The following is a 16,068-nucleotide window of genomic DNA, read 5'->3' on the forward strand; positions in this document are numbered from 1 at the left end:
GCATGTGCAGGAGCGGAGGACAACTCCTCGCACCTCATGACAACTCCCCGCGCCCCTGCCGCGGCAGACCCAGTTCCACCGCCGCCGCCGAGCTGAAGTACTCGCGGACCGCGCTCGTGCGTGCCACCACGCGTCCCTGGTGCACCACGATCCGGCTGTACGCCAGGGACAGCGCTCCCGCCAGCCGGTCGCCGCGCACGGCCAGGAGGTCGGCGGGGAAGCCCGCCTCCACCCGGACCTCGGGCAGGCCCAGAGCCGCGCGCGCGGAGGCGCTCACGGTGTCGTACGCGTCCTCGGGGCGCAGCCCGTGGCGGGAGGCCAGCAGGTACGCCGCCTCCAGGGGGTCGCCGCGCCCCACAGGGTTCGAGACGTCCCGCAGGGCGCCGCTCCCGGCGGCGACACGCACGCCGGCCGCACGCAGCAGCCGCACCGGGGCGGTGCCCCGTCGGTCGACGCCGCCGCAGCCGCCCTGCGGCAGGCACACCACCGTCACCCCGACCGCCGCCAGTTGGTCCGCGACCCGTGAGACCGCCTCGACGGGGAGCCGGCCCAGGCCGCCACAGGGGCCGAGCGTCACGCCGGGCCGCAGCCCGCCGGCCATCGCCGCGATCCGGGAGAGGCGGGTCGGGTCGGCCGCGTCCGTGTGCAGGTCGACCGGACAGCCGTGTTCGGAGGCCACCTCCAGTACGGCCTCGACATAGCCGGTCGGATCCGGATCCAGGTCCGGACAACCGCCCACCACGGAAGCGCCCATCTTCATCGCGTCGCGCAGTTTGGCCAGGCCGTCGGCCCCGGCCACCCCGGTCAGCAGCCGGGGCATCGCCACCGTGCTCAGCGCGGCGAGCCCGCGCAGCGAGCGCCGCGCCTGGAGGACGGCGCCCAGCGCGCCCAGCCCCTGGACGTCACCCACGCGCACGTGCGCCCGCAGCGCGGTGGCCCCGTGGCCCAGTTGCAGCAGCGTGGCCTCCGTCGCCCGGCGCTGGACGTCATGGGGGTCGTGCGAGACCGGTCCGTCGCCGTCGGCCGACAGCGCGGTGTCGGCGTGGGCATGAGGTTCGGCCGGGGCCGGCAGAAGCAGGTAGCCGTCGAGGTCGACCCGGGCGACGCACCCACGAGCCGCCTCCGCCGCCAGGCTCCCGGCGGTGCCGACCGCCTCGATCCGCCCGCCGCCCAGCCGTACGTCCACGGTCCTGCCGTCCGTGAGCCGCGCCCCGCACAGCAGCAGGGGGGGCGCGTCGGCCTGCGCCGAGGATCCCGACGAGGAAGAGGGGGAGGGGGAGGGGGAGGGGGAGGGGGAGGACGACGAGGAGGAAGCGGAGGAGGACGACGACGGGCGGGGCTGCTGCGGCTGGCTGTCGGGCATCGCGCTCCAAGGGCTCGGGGATCGGGCTCGGGGATCGGGGCCGGCTCGGGGCCGCGCACGGCTGGACGCAAGATCACGCAGAGTGAGTCGAGCCTAAAGCGGCCGTCCGTCCACGTCGGGGAGGAGCGCAATAGTCGTATCGGTGTGGTCCTGGTGTGATCCTGCCGACAGGAACGTGGTGCGAGCGGGGCGGCCGGGGGCGGGAGTTACCCGCGGGACCCTTGGGGGAAGCCGTCGCGGGGGCTCCGTTCCCGCCCCGGAACAGGGCGTCGGGCAGGCCCGGTGGCGAGGCACGAAACGGATTTGGGTGAACGGCGGCGGACCGTGTAATGTCTTCATCGCTCGCCCCAATAGCTCAGTCGGCAGAGCGTCTCCATGGTAAGGAGAAGGTCTACGGTTCGATTCCGTATTGGGGCTCTGGTGTGTGAGGTTCCCGCCGCAAGGCGGGGCCCGATCGCATCAAAGCGGTGTAGCTCAGTCGGTAGAGCAAGCGGCTCATAATCGCTGTGTCACCGGTTCAAGTCCGGTCACCGCTACTGACAGTAGCCGATTGCGGGGTCGGTCCTTCGATCGGCTACTCTTTTATGCGTTAATCGTCCCATCCGTTCGTCAAGGAGCACTCCTGTGGCTGCCACCGACGTCCGCCCGAAGATCACGCTGGCCTGCGTGGAGTGCAAGGAGCGGAACTACATCACCAAGAAGAACCGGCGTAACAACCCGGACCGACTGGAGATGAAGAAGCACTGCCCGCGTTGCAACGCGCACACCGCGCACCGCGAAACGCGATAAATCAGGCTCGTACACGAGGCCGCCCCCATAGTCTGGGGGGCGGCCTCGCGTCGTTTCGGCAGGCCGTTGCCGACGCAGTACCGATCACTGACGCAGTACCGGTCGCCGCCGATCACTGCAGACACAAGCAACACCAGCAGGAGGTTCCGGGCCATGGCGCTCGACCAGTCCTTCGTGGGGCGTACCTATCCGCCCACCGAGCCCTACGAGGTGGGGCGGGAGAAGATCCGTGAGTTCGCGGAGGCGGTGGGGGACACCAACCCGGCGTACACGGACCCGGATGCCGCCAAGCAGCTCGGCCACCCCGACGTGATCGCCCCGCCGACGTTCGTCTTCTCGATCAGCTTCAAGGCCGCGGAACAGGTCGTCGAGGACCCGCAGCTGGGGCTGGACTACAGCCGTGTGGTGCACGGCGACCAGAAGTTCAGCTACACGCGTCCGGTGCGGGCCGGCGACCGGCTCACTGTCGTCTCGACCATCGAGGCGATCAAGTCCATGGCCGGCAACGACATCCTGGACATCCGTGGCGAGGTCTGTGACGAGGCCGGCGAACGCGTGGTGACCTCCTGGACCAAGCTGGTGGCCCGCGCTGCCGAGGAAGCGTGAGGAACCGATGACGGCGAAGATCGCTTACGACGACGTCGAGGTCGGCACCGAGCTGCCCGCGCAGACCTTCCCGGTGACCCGCGCCACTCTGGTCCGGTACGCCGGAGCCTCCGGGGACTTCAACCCGATCCACTGGAACGAGAAGTTCGCCAAGGAGGTCGGCCTCCCCAACGTCATCGCGCACGGCATGTTCACCATGGCCGAGGCGATCCGGGTGGTCACCGACTGGACCGGCGACCCGGCGTCGGTCGTCGAGTACGGCGTCCGCTTCACCAAGCCCGTGGTCGTCCCGAACGACGACGAGGGCGCCACCATCGAGGTCAGCGCCAAGGTCGCGGCCAAGCTCGACGACGACACCGTGCGTGTGGACCTGACGGCCATGTGCGCCGGTCAGAAGGTGCTGGGGATGTCGCGGGCGGTCGTCCGGCTGGCCTGACGGATCGTGGGCGGTCGTCCGGACGGCCCGACAGCTCGTGGACAGTCGTTCGGACGGCCTGACGGCTCGCGGGCGGTCGTCCGGACGGCCTGACGGCCACACCCGCGCGGCTGCGTATACGTACCTAGGGCCGCGCGGCCCTAGGTACGTACGCACACGCCACCTACGGTCGCGCGGCCCTACGGTCCACCCGTACGGCCGCATCGCGCCCCGCGTGTGAGCGCACACTCACGCCCGCGCGGCCGTACGGCGCTCCGCCCGTCTCCCCCCTCCGCGGCCGTACGGCGCTCCGCCCGTCTCCCCCCCTCCGCGGCCGTACGGCGCTCCGCCCGTCTCCCCCTGCGCGGCCGCACGACGTCGCTCAGTGCGGCCTCCGCGCCGACGCGGCGCCGCACGGCGAGACCCTCATGCGGCGGCCTCGACACGCACGCGGCCCAACGGCCTCGCCCACCCGGTAAGGGGCGCCCTCAAGAGCAGGCGCCCCTTACGTCTGAGCCCCGACTCGACCCCCCTTGACGTAGTTAGTGATTGAGCACTAACTTACTCGCATGGCCAGGATGAGTGCAGAAGAGAGGCGCGAGAGTGTCATCCGCGCGGCGACGGCCGAGTTCGCGACGGGCGGCTACTACGGCACGTCCACCGAGACGATCGCCAAGCGTGTCGGTGTCTCGCAGCCGTATCTGTTCCGGCTCTTCCCGGGCAAGAAGGCGATCTTCCTCGCGACCGTCGAGCACTGCATGGCGGACGTGATCGGCACGTTCGAGGAGGCCGCCAAGGGGCTGGAGGGCGAGGAGGCCCTGCACTCCATGGCGAACGCCTACACCAAGCTCATCGCCGAGCGCCCCGAGCAGCTGCTGATGCAGATGCAGATGTACGTCACGGTGGCCGCCGCGGAGCAGGCCGGTGATCACGAGCTCGGCGAGTCCGTGCGGGCCGGCTGGATGCGTCTGTGGGACACGGTGCATCTGCCGCTCGGCGCGGAGGTCGGCGAGACGACGACCTTCATGGCATACGGCATGCTCGTCAACTGCCTGGTGGCGATGGGTTTTCCAGCCGGGCATCGAGTGTGGGACGGGCTCTATCCGTCGGCGCGCATCAGCGGCCGGCTGGAGAAGTAGCGGGAGAAGCGACAGGTGGACGGGAAAGCCGGGACCGCGGGCCTTCCCATGGGCGGGAAAGTTAGTCAGCAATAACTAACCTCGGATATCAAGCACGTAACACGCTCTGGGGGAGCGATGACACAGCAGACCGCACACAGCGCACGTCGCGGGGGAACCGTGTGGGCCCTCGTCATCACCAGCGTCGCCGGATTCATGGCGGCCCTCGACAACCTCGTCGTCACCACCGCCCTGCCGTCCATCCGCAAGGATCTCGGCGGCGCGCTGGACGACCTGGAATGGACCGTGAGCGCCTACACGCTCACCTTCGCCGTTCTGCTGATGTTCGGCGCGGCGCTCGGTGACCGCTTCGGGCGGCGCCGGATGTTCCTGGCCGGGCTCACCGTCTTCACCGCGGCGTCCGCCGCCGCGGCCCTCTCGCCCGGTATCGGTTCCCTCATCGCCGCCCGCGCGGTGCAGGGCGTCGGCGCGGCGATCATGATGCCTCTGACGCTGACCCTGCTGACGGCGGCCGTACCCGCCGCCAAGCGCGGGATGGCGTACGGGATCTGGGGTGCCGTCAACGGGCTCGCCGTCGCCTCCGGGCCCCTCATCGGCGGCAGCCTCACCGAGCACATCTCCTGGCACTGGATCTTCTGGCTGAACGTCCCGCTGGGCGTGGTCCTGCTGCCGCTCGCCCGGCTGCGCCTGGCCGAGTCCCACGGCACCGGCGCGCCGCTCGACCTCCCCGGCACCCTGCTCGCCAGCGGCGGCCTCTTCGGCATCGTCTACGGCCTGGTCCGCGGCACCGCCGACGGCTGGACCAGCCCCCTCGTCCTGACCGGTCTGATCGCGGGCGGTGTACTGCTGGCCGCGTTCGTCCTGCACGGCAGCCGCGCCGCGAACCCCATGCTCCCGATGCGGCTGTTCCGTTCCCGCGCCTTCGCCGGGATCAACGCGGCGAGCATGCTGATGTTCCTCGGGATGTTCGGTTCGATCTTCCTGCTCAGCCAGTACATGCAGGGCGAGCTCGGCTACTCGCCCACCGAGGCGGGCCTGCGGATGCTGCCGTGGACCGGGATGCCGATGATCGTCGCACCGATCGCCGGGATCCTCTCCGACCGGATCGGGGGCCGCCCGGTCGTCGCCACCGGCCTCTTCTTCCAGGCCGTCGGTCTCGGCTACATGGCCTCAGTGGTCACGACCGACGCCTCCTACGCGATCCAGCTGCCCGGCCTGATCGTCAGCGGCATCGGAATGGCCCTCTACTTCGCCCCGGCCGCCAACCTGGTGATGTCCAGCGTCCTGCCCAAGGAGCAGGGCATCGCCTCCGGCGCCAACAACGCCCTGCGCGAGGTGGGCGGCGCGCTCGGTATCGCCGTCATGGCCTCGATCTTCTCGGCCCAGGGCGGCTACGAGTCCGCCCAGTCCTTCGTCGACGGCCTGCGGCCCGCCCTGGTCACCGGCTCCGGGGTGGTGGCCCTCGCCGGCGTCGCGGCGCTGGTGATCCCGGCCGGACGGCGCGCGGTCCGGCCGGCGGTGACGGACGCGGACCCGGGCGCGGAGGACAACACCGTGGAGCGGCCCGTCGAGGTCCTGGAGGCCGCGACCCGCTGAGACGCGCATGACAGCTCCGCCACAGCCCCGTCCCCCGTGACGGGGCTGTACGCGTGCGTGCCGCTCCCGGCGCCGGGAAGGGCGGTACGCGGGTGCCGAGGCGTACCGTCCACGGGTGGGCCGGGGTGTCGGTGCCGTCTCGTAGTCTTGAGCGCGTGCAGGAACTCCACGACGCTCCCCTCGCCCCGCTGACCACCTTCCGACTGGGCGGTCCCGCGACCCGGCTGGTCACCGCGACGACCGACGCCGAGGTGATCGCGGCCGTCCGAGAGGCCGACGCGACCGGGACCCCGCTGCTGGTCATCGGCGGCGGATCCAACCTGGTCATCGGCGACAAGGGCTTCGCCGGGACCGCCCTGCGCATCGCGACCACCGGTTTCGAGCTCGTCGGCACCCGGCTGGAGCTGGCCGCGGGCGAGGTGTGGAGCGATGCCGTCGCCCGCACCGTGGCGGCCGGGCTGGCCGGTGTCGAATGCCTCGCCGGCATCCCCGGATCGGCGGGCGCGACCCCGATCCAGAACGTGGGGGCGTACGGCCAGGAGGTCTCCTCGACGATCACCGAAGTGATCGCCTACGACCGCCGGACCGGCGAGACGGTCACCCTCACGAACGCCGAGTGCGCCTTCTCGTACCGGCACAGCCGCTTCAAGGCCGACCCGGAACGCTTTGTCGTCCTGCGCGTCCGCTTCGAGCTGGCGGACGCGGACGGGCTGTCGGCGCCCCTCAAGTACGCCGAGACGGCACGGGCGTTGGGGGTGGAGCCCGGAGACCGGGTGCCGCTGGCCCGGGCCCGCGAGACCGTGCTGAAGCTGCGCGCGGGCAAGGGCATGGTCCTGGACCCCGAGGACCACGACACCTGGTCCGCCGGGTCGTTCTTCACCAACCCGATCCTCACCGACGCCGACTTCGCCGTCTTTCACGCGCGCGTGGGGGAGCGCCTGGGCGACGGCGTGCAGCCGCCCGCCTATCCGGCGGGGGAGGGGCACACCAAGACCTCGGCCGCCTGGCTGATCGACAAGGCCGGCTTCACCAAGGGCTACGGCACCGGTCCCGCCCGGATCTCCACCAAGCACACGCTCGCCCTCACCAACCGCGGCGCGGCCACCACGGAGGACCTGCTCGCGCTGGCCCGTGAGGTGGTCGGGGGCGTCCGGGACGCGTTCGGGATCACGCTGGTCAACGAGCCGGTGATGGTGGGGACCGGCCTGTAGCCGGCCGCCGCACCCCTCCACACGCACCGACCGGACACGTCCTAGTAGGCCAGTCCCACGCCCTGCTTCACGGTTCCCGGGTCCCCAGTCATCGCCAGCATCGCGTGGGCCACGTCCGCGCGGGCGATGAAGCGGCCCCGGGGCGGGAAACCGCCGATCACGGTCCGGTAGGTCCCGGTGAGCGGCTTGTCCTGGAGCCGAGGCGGTCGTACGACCGTCCAGTCCGTGGTGCTGCGGGCCAGCTCGGCCTCCATGGCGCGCAGGTCGGCGTACACGTCCTTGAGGGCTACCGAGACCAGGCCGCGCATGCCACGGTCGAGCAAGCCGTCGTCCGGCTCGGGTCCCACCGGCCCGGCGCTCACCACGAGCAGCCGCCGGACCCCCTCCGCCTCCATCGCGCCCAGCACCGTACGGGTCAGCCGGGCCGCGACCCCGGCGTCCTTGCGCCGGCGGGCGCCGAGCCCGGACAGCACCGCGTCCCGGCCGGCCACCGCGGGCCGCAGCGCGGCCGGATCGGCGAGGTCGGCACGGAACACCTCCAGGCCCGCGCCGGTGACGGTCAGCCGGGCGGGATCCCGTACGACCGCCGTGACCTGGTGTCCTGCCGCCAGGGCCTGGCGGACGACTTCCTGACCGATGCCTCCGGTGGCACCGAGAACGGTGAGGTTCATGACCATCTCCCGTACAGCCTCAGATGGGTGGGTGAGTATTCACTCACCTCTGTCTCCTCTAGGGTGAGTAAGTACTCACCCATGCGTCAAGCCCCGGTCGAGTCCGAGAGGGACACACCATGGAATCCTTGGGCCCCATGCAGCAGAAACAGGCCGCACCGGCCCGGGTCCGCATCCTCGACGCCGCGCACGAGCTGATGCTCACCGTCGGACTGGCCCGCGCCACGACGAAGGAGATCGCCAGGGCGGCCGGCTGCTCCGAGGCGGCCCTGTACAAGTACTTCCCGAGCAAGGAGGAGCTGTTCATACGCGTGCTCGCCGAACGGCTCCCCCGGCTGACCCCGCTGCTGAGCGGCCTCGCCGCCGATCCCGGCCCGCGCGGCCTGGAGGAGAACCTCACCGAGATCGCCCGTGAGGCGGCCCTCTTCTACGAGCAGAGCTTCCCGATCGCGGCCTCCCTGTACGCGGAGACCACACTCAAGCGGCGGCACGACGACGCGATGCGCGAGATGGGCACCGGCCCGCACCGGCCGATCGAGGGACTCAGCGCCTACCTGCGCGCCGAGCAGGCCGCCGGACGCGTCGCACCCGACGCCGACACCTTCGCCGCCGCGTCCCTGCTCCTCGGCGCCTGCGCCCAGCGCGCGTTCGCCTACGACGCGACGCAGGACGGCACCCGGCCGCCGGTCGACGACTTCGCCCGGCGCCTGGCCCGCACCCTTCTGCCCGGCATCACCGCGCGCGACTAGTGCCGTGGCGGGCAACGTTTGCCCGACGGGGCGCACGTTGCCTGCTGCGGCGCCAGCTAGGCCGTCAGCCAGTCGTCCACTCCGGACAGCAGCTTCGCCTTCACGTTCTCCGGTGCCGCCGAGCCCCGTACGGACTGCCGGGCCAGCTCCGCCAGTTCGGCGTCCGAGAAGCCGTGGTGCCGGCGGGCGATGTCGTACTGCGCCGCCAGCCGGGAGCCGAACAGCAGCGGGTCGTCGGCGCCCAGGGCCAGCGGGACGCCCGCCTCGAACAGGGTCCGCAGCGGCACGTCCTCCGGCTTCTCGTAGACGCCCAGTGCCACGTTCGAGGCCGGGCACACCTCGCAGATCACGCCACGGTCCGCGAGCCGCTTCAGCAGCCGCGGGTCCTCCGCCGCCCGCACCCCGTGCCCGATCCGCGCGGCGCCCAGGTCGTCCAGGCAGTCGCGCACCGAGGCCGGCCCGGTCAGCTCGCCGCCGTGCGGCGCCGCGAGCAGACCACCCTCACGGGCGATCGCGAACGCTCGGTCGAAGTCCCGGGCCATGCCACGGCGTTCGTCGTTCGACAGCCCGAAACCGACGATCCCCCGGTCCGCGTACCGCACCGCCAGGCGGGCCAGCGTCCGGGCGTCCAGGGGATGCTTCATCCGGTTCGCGGCCACCAGGAGCCGCATACCGAGCCCCGTCTCCCGCGACGCCGCCTCCACCGCGTCCAGGATGATCTCCAGCGCCGGGATCAGCCCGCCCAGGCGAGGCGCGTACGACGTCGGGTCCACCTGGATCTCCAGCCAGCCCGAGCCGTCCCGCACGTCCTCCTCCGCCGCCTCCCGCACCAGTCGTTGGATGTCCTCCGGCTCTCTGAGGCAGGAGCGCGCCGCGTCGTACAGCCGCTGGAAGCGGAACCAGCCCCGCTCGTCCGTCGCCCGCAGCTTCGGGGGCTCACCGCTCGTCAGCGCCTCGGTCAGCGCGTCGGGCAGCCGCACCCCGTACTTGTCGGCCAGTTCCAGCACGGTGCCGGGCCGCATCGACCCGGTGAAGTGCAGATGCAGATGGGCTTTCGGCAGCTCAGAGACATCACGTACACGCTCCATTCAAAGATCCTGCCGTACGCCGCCGCCGTCCCGGTAGCTCTTTCCCCGATCGTGGTCTTGCTCGCACAAACAAACGGGGCACCCGGGAACGACGTCCCGGATGCCCCGTTATCGCGAAGGAGCTCAGTCCCGCGCCTCCGCCAGCAGCTTCTGGATCCGGCTCACGCCCTCGACGAGATCCTCGTCACCGAGCGCGTACGACAGCCGCAGGTAACCCGGTGTGCCGAAGGCCTCGCCCGGCACCACCGCGACCTCGGCCTCCTCCAGGATCAGCGCGGCCAGCTCGACCGAGTCCTTCGGGCGCCTGCCGCGGATCTCCTTGCCCAGCAGGCTCTTCACCGACGGGTAGGCGTAGAAGGCGCCCTCCGGCTCCGGGCACAGCACGCCGTCGATCTCGTTCAGCATCCGCACGATGGTCCTGCGGCGCCGGTCGAAGGCCTCGCGCATCCGCGCGACGGCCGACAGGTCACCGGAGACCGCGGCCAGGGCGGCCGCCTGGGCCACGTTGGAGACGTTCGACGTGGCGTGCGACTGGAGGTTCGTCGCCGCCTTGACGACGTCCTTCGGGCCGATGACCCAGCCCACGCGCCAGCCCGTCATGGCGTACGTCTTGGCGACACCGTTGACCACGATGCACTTGTCGGCCAGCTCGGGCACGACCACCGGCAGGGAGTGGAACTCCGCGTCGCCGTAGACGAGGTGCTCGTAGATCTCGTCGGTCAGGACCCACAGGCCGTTGTCCGCGGCCCAGCGGCCGATCGCCTCGATCTCCTCGCGGGTGTAGACCGCGCCCGTCGGGTTGGAGGGGGAGACGAAGAGCAGCACCTTGGTGTTCTCGGTGCGGGCCGCCTCCAACTGCTCCACCGAGACCCGGTAGCCGGACGTCTCGTCGGCGACGACGTCGACCGGGACACCGCCGGCCAGCCGGATCGACTCCGGGTACGTCGTCCAGTACGGCGCCGGGACGATGACCTCGTCGCCCGGGTCGAGGATCGCGGCGAACGCCTCGTAGATGGCCTGCTTGCCACCGTTGGTCACCAGGATCTGGGACGCGTCGACCTCGTAGCCGGAGTCGCGCAGCGTCTTCGCGGCGATGGCGGCCTTCAGCTCGGGCAGACCGCCCGCCGGCGTGTAGCGGTGGTACTTCGGGTTCTTGCAGGCCTCGACGGCCGCCTCGACGATGTAGTCCGGGGTCGGGAAGTCGGGCTCGCCCGCGCCGAAGCCGATCACCGGACGCCCGGCGGCCTTGAGGGCCTTGGCCTTGGCGTCCACGGCGAGGGTGGCGGACTCGGAGATCGAGCCGATGCGGGCCGAGACCCGGCGCTCGGTGGGAGGGGTTGCAGCGCTCATGCGGCCCATCGTTTCAGACCGGAAACCCCCCCGGCACGCGGGTTTCACAGACTGAACAGGTCCGGGCGCAGCCGTGGACAGAAGTCCGGATTCCCGCGATGGCCTGGGTGATCTTCCCTTGCTCCCACGGGGATCCCCCGCCCCGAGTGCCCTCACGGGCACTTTCTGTTCGACGACCGGCCCCGAAGCACGTACACTCTCACCTCGTTGGCCTTCAGCGGCCCGCTCGCACCAGGTGCACACACCGAGCACCCGGTTGGATGCGGTAAGTTGGGGACAGGCAAAGGGTCGTAGCTCAATTGGTAGAGCACTGGTCTCCAAAACCAGCGGTTGGGGGTTCAAGTCCCTCCGGCCCTGCAACACACACATTCGCCAATGATGTGTGCACATGTACGTACAGATATGCACCGCCGTGCGGCTCAGACCGGGCGCGGCACGGCCACGACCCGGAATCAGGTGAGGACGAATGGCGGACGCCGTGGGCTCCATCGACATGCCTGATGCCCAGGACGAGGCGCCAGAGTCCAGCAAGAAGTCCCGCAAGGGCGGCAAGCGCGCCAAGAAGGGCCCGCTGAAGCGACTCGCGCTCTTCTACCGTCAGGTCATCGCGGAACTGCGCAAGGTCGTCTGGCCCACGCGTAACCAGCTGACGACGTACACGACGGTAGTCATCGTCTTCGTTGTCATCATGATCGGCCTGGTGACCGTGATTGACTATGGACTCAACCACGCCGCCAAGTACGTTTTCGGCTGAGCCGACCAGCGAAGGGCGCCGCGGTTACCGGCGTCCCTTTCGCGCGTTCCACCCCTATGTATCCAGGAAGAAGCAGCCACGTGTCTGACGCCAACCTGAACGACGACGCCATCGAGCCGGACGAGTCCGTGGAGTCCGTGGATTCCGTGGATGACGAGCTCGACATCGTCGAGGGCGCGGACGAGCAGGACGAGTTCGAGGTTGCTGAAGCCGAGGCGGGCGAGCCGGCCGAGGAGGCCGCGGTGCACGCCGTGGACGAGGACGAGGCCACCGACGACGAGTCCGAAGAGGACCTGTCCGACGCCTCCGACGAGGAAGCTGCCGACGAAGCCGACGAGGACGAGGTCGCCGAGGAGGAGACCGAGCCCGTCGATCCCGTCGAGGCCCTCCGCCAGGAGCTGCGCTCCCTGCCGGGCGAGTGGTACGTGATCCACACCTACGCCGGCTACGAGAACCGCGTGAAGACCAACCTCGAGCAGCGTGCCGTCTCGCTGAACGTCGAGGACTTCATCTTCCAGGCCGAGGTGCCGCAGGAAGAGGTCGCGCAGATCAAGAACGGCGAGCGCAAGACGATCAAGCAGAACAAGCTCCCGGGCTACGTCCTCGTCCGTATGGACCTGACGAACGAGTCCTGGGGCGTCGTCCGCAACACCCCCGGCGTCACCGGCTTCGTGGGCAACGCCTACGACCCGTACCCGCTGACCCTGGACGAGATCGTCAAGATGCTCGCCCCGGAGGCCGAGGAGAAGGCCGCCCGCGAGGCCGCCGAGGCCGAGGGCAAGCCCGCTCCGCAGCGCAAGGTCGAGGTCCAGGTGCTGGACTTCGAGGTCGGCGACTCCGTCACCGTCACCGACGGCCCGTTCGCCACGCTCCAGGCGACCATCAACGAGATCAACCCCGACTCGAAGAAGGTCAAGGGCCTGGTGGAGATCTTCGGCCGCGAGACGCCGGTCGAGCTCTCCTTCGACCAGATCCAGAAGAACTGATCCAGTCCTTCCGGACCACACGCCTCCGAACAGGTCAGACAGGCTCTCGCAGCCGGTCTGACCTGCTCGGTTTTTGGCCGCGCGGGGATACCCGTTATCGTTGTGCGGTATGCCTCCATCCGGATTAACCGGGTGGAAGCTGAAAACTCTCACTAGGACCCGGAGAGAGCAATGCCTCCCAAGAAGAAGAAGGTCACGGGGCTTATCAAGCTCCAGATCAACGCCGGTGCGGCGAACCCGGCCCCGCCGGTCGGCCCCGCGCTCGGTCAGCACGGCGTCAACATCATGGAGTTCTGCAAGGCCTACAACGCCGCGACCGAGTCGCAGCGTGGCTGGGTGATCCCGGTGGAGATCACGGTCTACGAGGACCGCTCCTTCACCTTCGTCACCAAGACGCCGCCGGCCGCGAAGATGATCCTCAAGGCCGCGGGTGTCGAGAAGGGCTCCGGCGAGCCGCACAAGACCAAGGTCGCCAAGATCACCGAGGCGCAGGTCCGCGAGATCGCCACGACCAAGATGCCCGACCTCAACGCCAACGACCTGGACGCCGCGTCGAAGATCATCGCCGGCACCGCCCGCTCCATGGGCATCACGGTCGAGGGCTGAGCCCCAGCCCCGTAGCACCTTCGTAGAACCGTGGCAGGGCCTGGCTCGGCCCCAACCACGACTCCTCAGAACACACAGGAGCAGTAGTGAGCAAGCGCAGCAAGTCTCTCCGCGCTGCGGACGCCAAGATCGACCGGGAGAAGCTCTACGCCCCGCTCGAGGCCGTCCGTCTCGCCAAGGAGACCTCCACGACCAAGTTCGACGGCACCGTCGAGGTCGCCTTCCGCCTGGGTGTCGACCCGCGCAAGGCCGACCAGATGGTCCGTGGCACCGTGAACCTGCCGCACGGCACCGGCAAGACCGCCCGGGTCCTGGTCTTCGCGACCGGTGACCGTGCTGCGGCCGCGGAGGCCGCGGGCGCCGACATCGTCGGCTCCGACGAACTGATCGACGAGGTCGCGAAGGGCCGTCTGGACTTCGACGCCGTCGTCGCCACCCCTGACCTCATGGGCAAGGTCGGCCGCCTCGGCCGCGTGCTCGGTCCCCGTGGTCTCATGCCGAACCCCAAGACCGGCACCGTCACCCCGGACGTCGTCAAGGCTGTCAACGACATCAAGGGCGGCAAGATCGAGTTCCGCGTCGACAAGCACTCGAACCTGCACTTCATCATCGGCAAGGTGTCCTTCGACGACCAGAAGCTGGTGGAGAACTACGGCGCCGCGCTGGAGGAGATCCTCCGTCTGAAGCCGTCCGCCGCCAAGGGTCGCTACATCAAGAAGGCCGCGATCAGCACCACGATCGGCCCGAGCATCCCGCTCGACTCGAACCGCACCCGCAACCTCCTCGTCGAGGAGGACCCGGCCGCGGTCTGAGCCTGACGCTCACCTCAGTCGGTCACGGGCCCCGCACCTCTCCAGGTGCGGGGCCCGTACCCGTTTTCGCGCGCACCCGTGCCCTTTGCGCCCCGCCGGGTTAGCGTGAAGATCACGGGGGACACAAGGGGGGTACGGATGAAGGACAGACCCGTCGGGCGAGGCATCCTCCCGTTCCTGCTGGCGGCCACGCTGACCGCGGCCGCGGGGTGCACCACCGCGGGGCGTGACGGGAGCCCGGGGCCCGCGGAGTCCGACAGCGCCCCGCACCGTCCTGACCCCCGCACCGCCGCCGCGCTGCGCGCCGTGCAGAGCGCCACCGGCAAGGCGGGCTCCGCGCGGATCAGCTCCGTCACGGTCATGGGCGCCATGCTCTCCACGAAGGCCGAGGGCGCCCTCGACTGGGCCGGCGACTCCACCGGCACCCTGCGCATCACGTACACGGGCGGCGAGCTGGCCGAGACCATGCGCAAGCTCGGCACCACCACGATGGAGGCCCGGCTGCTGCCCGACGCCTACTACGCCGAGGTCGGCGCCCGGTTCGCGCGGCAGATGGGCGGCAGACACTGGATCAGGTACGACTACGACGACCTGGACGCCCTGCCCGGCGACTCGGGCACGTACCTGAAGGACCAGCTCCGCGACACCGCCCCCATCCCTCCGGTCAGGCTCCTGCTGGCCTCGGGTGACGTCCGCGCGGCGGGGGAGGAGACGGTGGACGGTGTGCGTACCCGGCACTACTCGGGCACGGTGGACGTGTCCACTCTCACCGACGCGACGCTGCGCGGTCGGCTCGCCGGCGCCGGGGTCACCGGCGAGACCCTGGACATCTGGGTCGACGACCGGAACCTGCTGGTCAAGAAGGTGGAGAAGGCGCGGATGTCGACAGGTCTGATGACCCAGACCGCGCACTACCGCGACTACGGCGTACGGCTCTCGGTCCAGCGGCCGCCGGCCGCCGACACCCAGGACTTCGAGGACCTGGTGAAGCGGCAGGACGGGCGCTGAGCCCCCGTACGGGCGGATTTGCTTGACGGCGTCCGGCTCACGTACTCTCTCCCAGAAGCCAAAGACCGCTGGTCGTTGCCGTGTTCTCGTACGAGGGCGCGGTGGCCGAAGGATCCGCTGACTGCGGACGACCCGCGCAGGTGACCGTGGAATCGCTCCCGGAGTTCGTGGTTCTCGCCATGAGCACCCGGTCGAGCTACGCCCCGTGCGCCTGCGCCGGGGCGTTTCGTTTTGCCCAGCCCCTTCTGAGCGGTCCTCATCACCCGGAAGGAGGCCGACGCTCTATGGCAAGGCCCGACAAGGCTGCCGCGGTAGCCGAGCTCGCGGACCAGTTCCGCAGCTCGAACGCCGCCGTGCTGACCGAGTACCGGGGTCTCACCGTGGCGCAGCTCAAGACGCTGCGCCGTTCGCTCGGTGACGACGCCCAGTACGCCGTGGTGAAGAACACGCTGACCAAGATTGCGGCCAACGAGGCCGGGATCGACACGCTTGACGACCTGTTCAACGGTCCGACGGCGGTCGCCTTCATCACCGGTGACCCGGTGACGTCGGCGAAGGGTCTTCGTGACTTCGCCAAGGACAACCCCAACCTCGTCATCAAGGGCGGTGTCCTTGACGGCAAGGCGCTGTCCGCCGACGAGATCAAGAAGCTTGCGGACCTCGAGTCCCGCGAGGTTCTGCTCGCCAAGCTGGCGGGCGCCTTCAAGGGCAAGCAGACCCAGGCTGCGCAGCTCTTCCAGGCGCTTCCCTCGAAGCTCGTCCGCACCGTGGACGCGCTCCGTGCCAAGCAGGCCGAGCAGGGCGGTGCCGAGTAATTCGGCTCGCGCATTGACCGCCGCCTGAGGCGACGGTCGTAGCGGGCCGAACGTACGCCCGCCTCACCAGTACATACCGGCACCAGCCGAATTAGTGGAAGGATCGCCCA

General features: G+C 70.1%; 17 protein-coding genes and 3 tRNA genes. 16 read left to right on the top strand and 4 right to left on the bottom strand.

The window, feature by feature from the left end:
- Positions 1-34 precede the first annotated feature (34 nt).
- The gene (locus ACFV0T_RS36420; protein WP_385788922.1) at positions 35-1,363 is read right to left on the bottom strand and encodes an amidohydrolase family protein; all 1,329 of its coding nucleotides are present in this window, start codon (positions 1,361-1,363) and stop codon (positions 35-37) included.
- A gap of 344 nt (positions 1,364-1,707) precedes the next feature.
- On the opposite strand from ACFV0T_RS36420, the gene ACFV0T_RS36425 reads away from it, so the two are divergent.
- From ACFV0T_RS36425 to ACFV0T_RS36460, 8 genes are all read left to right on the top strand, one after another.
- Positions 1,708-1,780, top strand: a tRNA-Thr gene (locus tag ACFV0T_RS36425).
- A gap of 46 nt (positions 1,781-1,826) precedes the next feature.
- Positions 1,827-1,899, top strand: a tRNA-Met gene (locus tag ACFV0T_RS36430).
- 88 nt (positions 1,900-1,987) lie between these two features.
- Complete coding sequence (rpmG, locus tag ACFV0T_RS36435) at positions 1,988-2,152, top strand: 50S ribosomal protein L33 (protein WP_003948671.1); 165 nt, start codon at positions 1,988-1,990, stop codon at positions 2,150-2,152.
- 153 nt (positions 2,153-2,305) lie between these two features.
- Entirely contained in the window at positions 2,306-2,758 is a 453-nt protein-coding gene (locus ACFV0T_RS36440) for a MaoC family dehydratase N-terminal domain-containing protein (protein ID WP_385788924.1), read from the top strand.
- A 7-nt stretch (positions 2,759-2,765) separates the two neighbouring features.
- Complete coding sequence (locus tag ACFV0T_RS36445; protein WP_385788926.1) at positions 2,766-3,194, top strand: MaoC family dehydratase; 429 nt, start codon at positions 2,766-2,768, stop codon at positions 3,192-3,194.
- A gap of 548 nt (positions 3,195-3,742) precedes the next feature.
- Positions 3,743-4,312, top strand: a complete 570-nt coding sequence (locus ACFV0T_RS36450; protein WP_385788928.1) for a TetR/AcrR family transcriptional regulator — start codon at positions 3,743-3,745, stop codon at positions 4,310-4,312.
- Between the two features lie 117 nt (positions 4,313-4,429).
- Positions 4,430-5,908 (top strand): MFS transporter, encoded by a 1,479-nt coding sequence (locus tag ACFV0T_RS36455; protein ID WP_385788930.1) that lies wholly within the window; start codon positions 4,430-4,432, stop codon positions 5,906-5,908.
- Between the two features lie 155 nt (positions 5,909-6,063).
- On the top strand, positions 6,064-7,119 hold the full coding sequence (locus tag ACFV0T_RS36460) for a UDP-N-acetylmuramate dehydrogenase (RefSeq protein ID WP_385788932.1): 1,056 nt from the start codon (positions 6,064-6,066) through the stop codon (positions 7,117-7,119).
- A gap of 41 nt (positions 7,120-7,160) precedes the next feature.
- Here ACFV0T_RS36460 and ACFV0T_RS36465 read toward each other — a convergent pair whose 3' ends face one another.
- Entirely contained in the window at positions 7,161-7,790 is a 630-nt protein-coding gene (locus tag ACFV0T_RS36465; RefSeq protein ID WP_385788934.1) for an NAD(P)-dependent oxidoreductase, read from the bottom strand.
- 137 nt (positions 7,791-7,927) lie between these two features.
- On the opposite strand from ACFV0T_RS36465, the gene ACFV0T_RS36470 reads away from it, so the two are divergent.
- Complete coding sequence (locus ACFV0T_RS36470) at positions 7,928-8,539, top strand: TetR/AcrR family transcriptional regulator (RefSeq protein ID WP_385788936.1); 612 nt, start codon at positions 7,928-7,930, stop codon at positions 8,537-8,539.
- 56 nt (positions 8,540-8,595) lie between these two features.
- Here the strand turns inward: ACFV0T_RS36470 and ACFV0T_RS36475 are convergent, their stop codons facing one another.
- Together ACFV0T_RS36475 and ACFV0T_RS36480 are read right to left on the bottom strand one after the other, a co-directional pair.
- On the bottom strand, positions 8,596-9,627 hold the full coding sequence (locus ACFV0T_RS36475) for an adenosine deaminase (RefSeq protein WP_385788938.1): 1,032 nt from the start codon (positions 9,625-9,627) through the stop codon (positions 8,596-8,598).
- 123 nt (positions 9,628-9,750) lie between these two features.
- Positions 9,751-10,977 (bottom strand): pyridoxal phosphate-dependent aminotransferase, encoded by a 1,227-nt coding sequence (locus ACFV0T_RS36480; protein ID WP_385788940.1) that lies wholly within the window; start codon positions 10,975-10,977, stop codon positions 9,751-9,753.
- 284 nt (positions 10,978-11,261) lie between these two features.
- On the opposite strand from ACFV0T_RS36480, the gene ACFV0T_RS36485 reads away from it, so the two are divergent.
- The 7 genes from ACFV0T_RS36485 (at position 11,262) to rplJ (ending at position 15,958) form a co-directional block, all read left to right on the top strand.
- Positions 11,262-11,334 (top strand) — tRNA-Trp (locus ACFV0T_RS36485).
- 109 nt (positions 11,335-11,443) lie between these two features.
- Positions 11,444-11,731, top strand: coding sequence for a preprotein translocase subunit SecE (gene secE, locus ACFV0T_RS36490; RefSeq protein ID WP_385788942.1), 288 nt, complete (start codon positions 11,444-11,446; stop codon positions 11,729-11,731).
- Between the two features lie 80 nt (positions 11,732-11,811).
- Positions 11,812-12,717 carry a transcription termination/antitermination protein NusG gene (gene nusG, locus ACFV0T_RS36495; protein WP_385788944.1) on the top strand — a complete coding sequence of 302 codons (906 nt, stop codon included), beginning with the start codon at positions 11,812-11,814 and terminating at the stop codon, positions 12,715-12,717.
- 171 nt (positions 12,718-12,888) lie between these two features.
- On the top strand, positions 12,889-13,323 hold the full coding sequence (gene rplK / locus ACFV0T_RS36500; RefSeq protein WP_018543896.1) for a 50S ribosomal protein L11: 435 nt from the start codon (positions 12,889-12,891) through the stop codon (positions 13,321-13,323).
- An 86-nt stretch (positions 13,324-13,409) separates the two neighbouring features.
- Positions 13,410-14,135, top strand: a complete 726-nt coding sequence (rplA, locus tag ACFV0T_RS36505) for a 50S ribosomal protein L1 (protein ID WP_385788946.1) — start codon at positions 13,410-13,412, stop codon at positions 14,133-14,135.
- Between the two features lie 138 nt (positions 14,136-14,273).
- Positions 14,274-15,143 carry a hypothetical protein gene (locus ACFV0T_RS36510; protein ID WP_385788948.1) on the top strand — a complete coding sequence of 290 codons (870 nt, stop codon included), beginning with the start codon at positions 14,274-14,276 and terminating at the stop codon, positions 15,141-15,143.
- A 284-nt stretch (positions 15,144-15,427) separates the two neighbouring features.
- Complete coding sequence (gene rplJ / locus ACFV0T_RS36515; RefSeq protein ID WP_385788950.1) at positions 15,428-15,958, top strand: 50S ribosomal protein L10; 531 nt, start codon at positions 15,428-15,430, stop codon at positions 15,956-15,958.
- Positions 15,959-16,068 lie beyond the last annotated feature (110 nt).

The sequence above is a fragment of the Streptomyces sp. NPDC059582 genome, from assembly GCF_042735715.1.
In the GTDB taxonomy this organism is placed as follows: Bacteria; Actinomycetota; Actinomycetes; order Streptomycetales; family Streptomycetaceae; genus Streptomyces.

Coding starts and splice junctions, on each gene's coding strand:
- ACFV0T_RS36420 (WP_385788922.1), bottom strand. CDS start 1,363: ATGCCCGACAGCCAGCCGCAGCAGCCCCGCCCGTCGTCGTCCTCCTCC.
- ACFV0T_RS36440 (WP_385788924.1), top strand. CDS start 2,306: ATGGCGCTCGACCAGTCCTTCGTGGGGCGTACCTATCCGCCCACCGAG.
- ACFV0T_RS36445 (WP_385788926.1), top strand. CDS start 2,766: ATGACGGCGAAGATCGCTTACGACGACGTCGAGGTCGGCACCGAGCTG.
- ACFV0T_RS36450 (WP_385788928.1), top strand. CDS start 3,743: ATGGCCAGGATGAGTGCAGAAGAGAGGCGCGAGAGTGTCATCCGCGCG.
- ACFV0T_RS36455 (WP_385788930.1), top strand. CDS start 4,430: ATGACACAGCAGACCGCACACAGCGCACGTCGCGGGGGAACCGTGTGG.
- ACFV0T_RS36465 (WP_385788934.1), bottom strand. CDS start 7,790: ATGAACCTCACCGTTCTCGGTGCCACCGGAGGCATCGGTCAGGAAGTC.
- ACFV0T_RS36470 (WP_385788936.1), top strand. CDS start 7,928: ATGCAGCAGAAACAGGCCGCACCGGCCCGGGTCCGCATCCTCGACGCC.
- ACFV0T_RS36475 (WP_385788938.1), bottom strand. CDS start 9,627: ATGGAGCGTGTACGTGATGTCTCTGAGCTGCCGAAAGCCCATCTGCAT.
- ACFV0T_RS36480 (WP_385788940.1), bottom strand. CDS start 10,977: ATGAGCGCTGCAACCCCTCCCACCGAGCGCCGGGTCTCGGCCCGCATC.
- secE (WP_385788942.1), top strand. CDS start 11,444: ATGGCGGACGCCGTGGGCTCCATCGACATGCCTGATGCCCAGGACGAG.
- rplK (WP_018543896.1), top strand. CDS start 12,889: ATGCCTCCCAAGAAGAAGAAGGTCACGGGGCTTATCAAGCTCCAGATC.
- ACFV0T_RS36510 (WP_385788948.1), top strand. CDS start 14,274: ATGAAGGACAGACCCGTCGGGCGAGGCATCCTCCCGTTCCTGCTGGCG.
- rplJ (WP_385788950.1), top strand. CDS start 15,428: ATGGCAAGGCCCGACAAGGCTGCCGCGGTAGCCGAGCTCGCGGACCAG.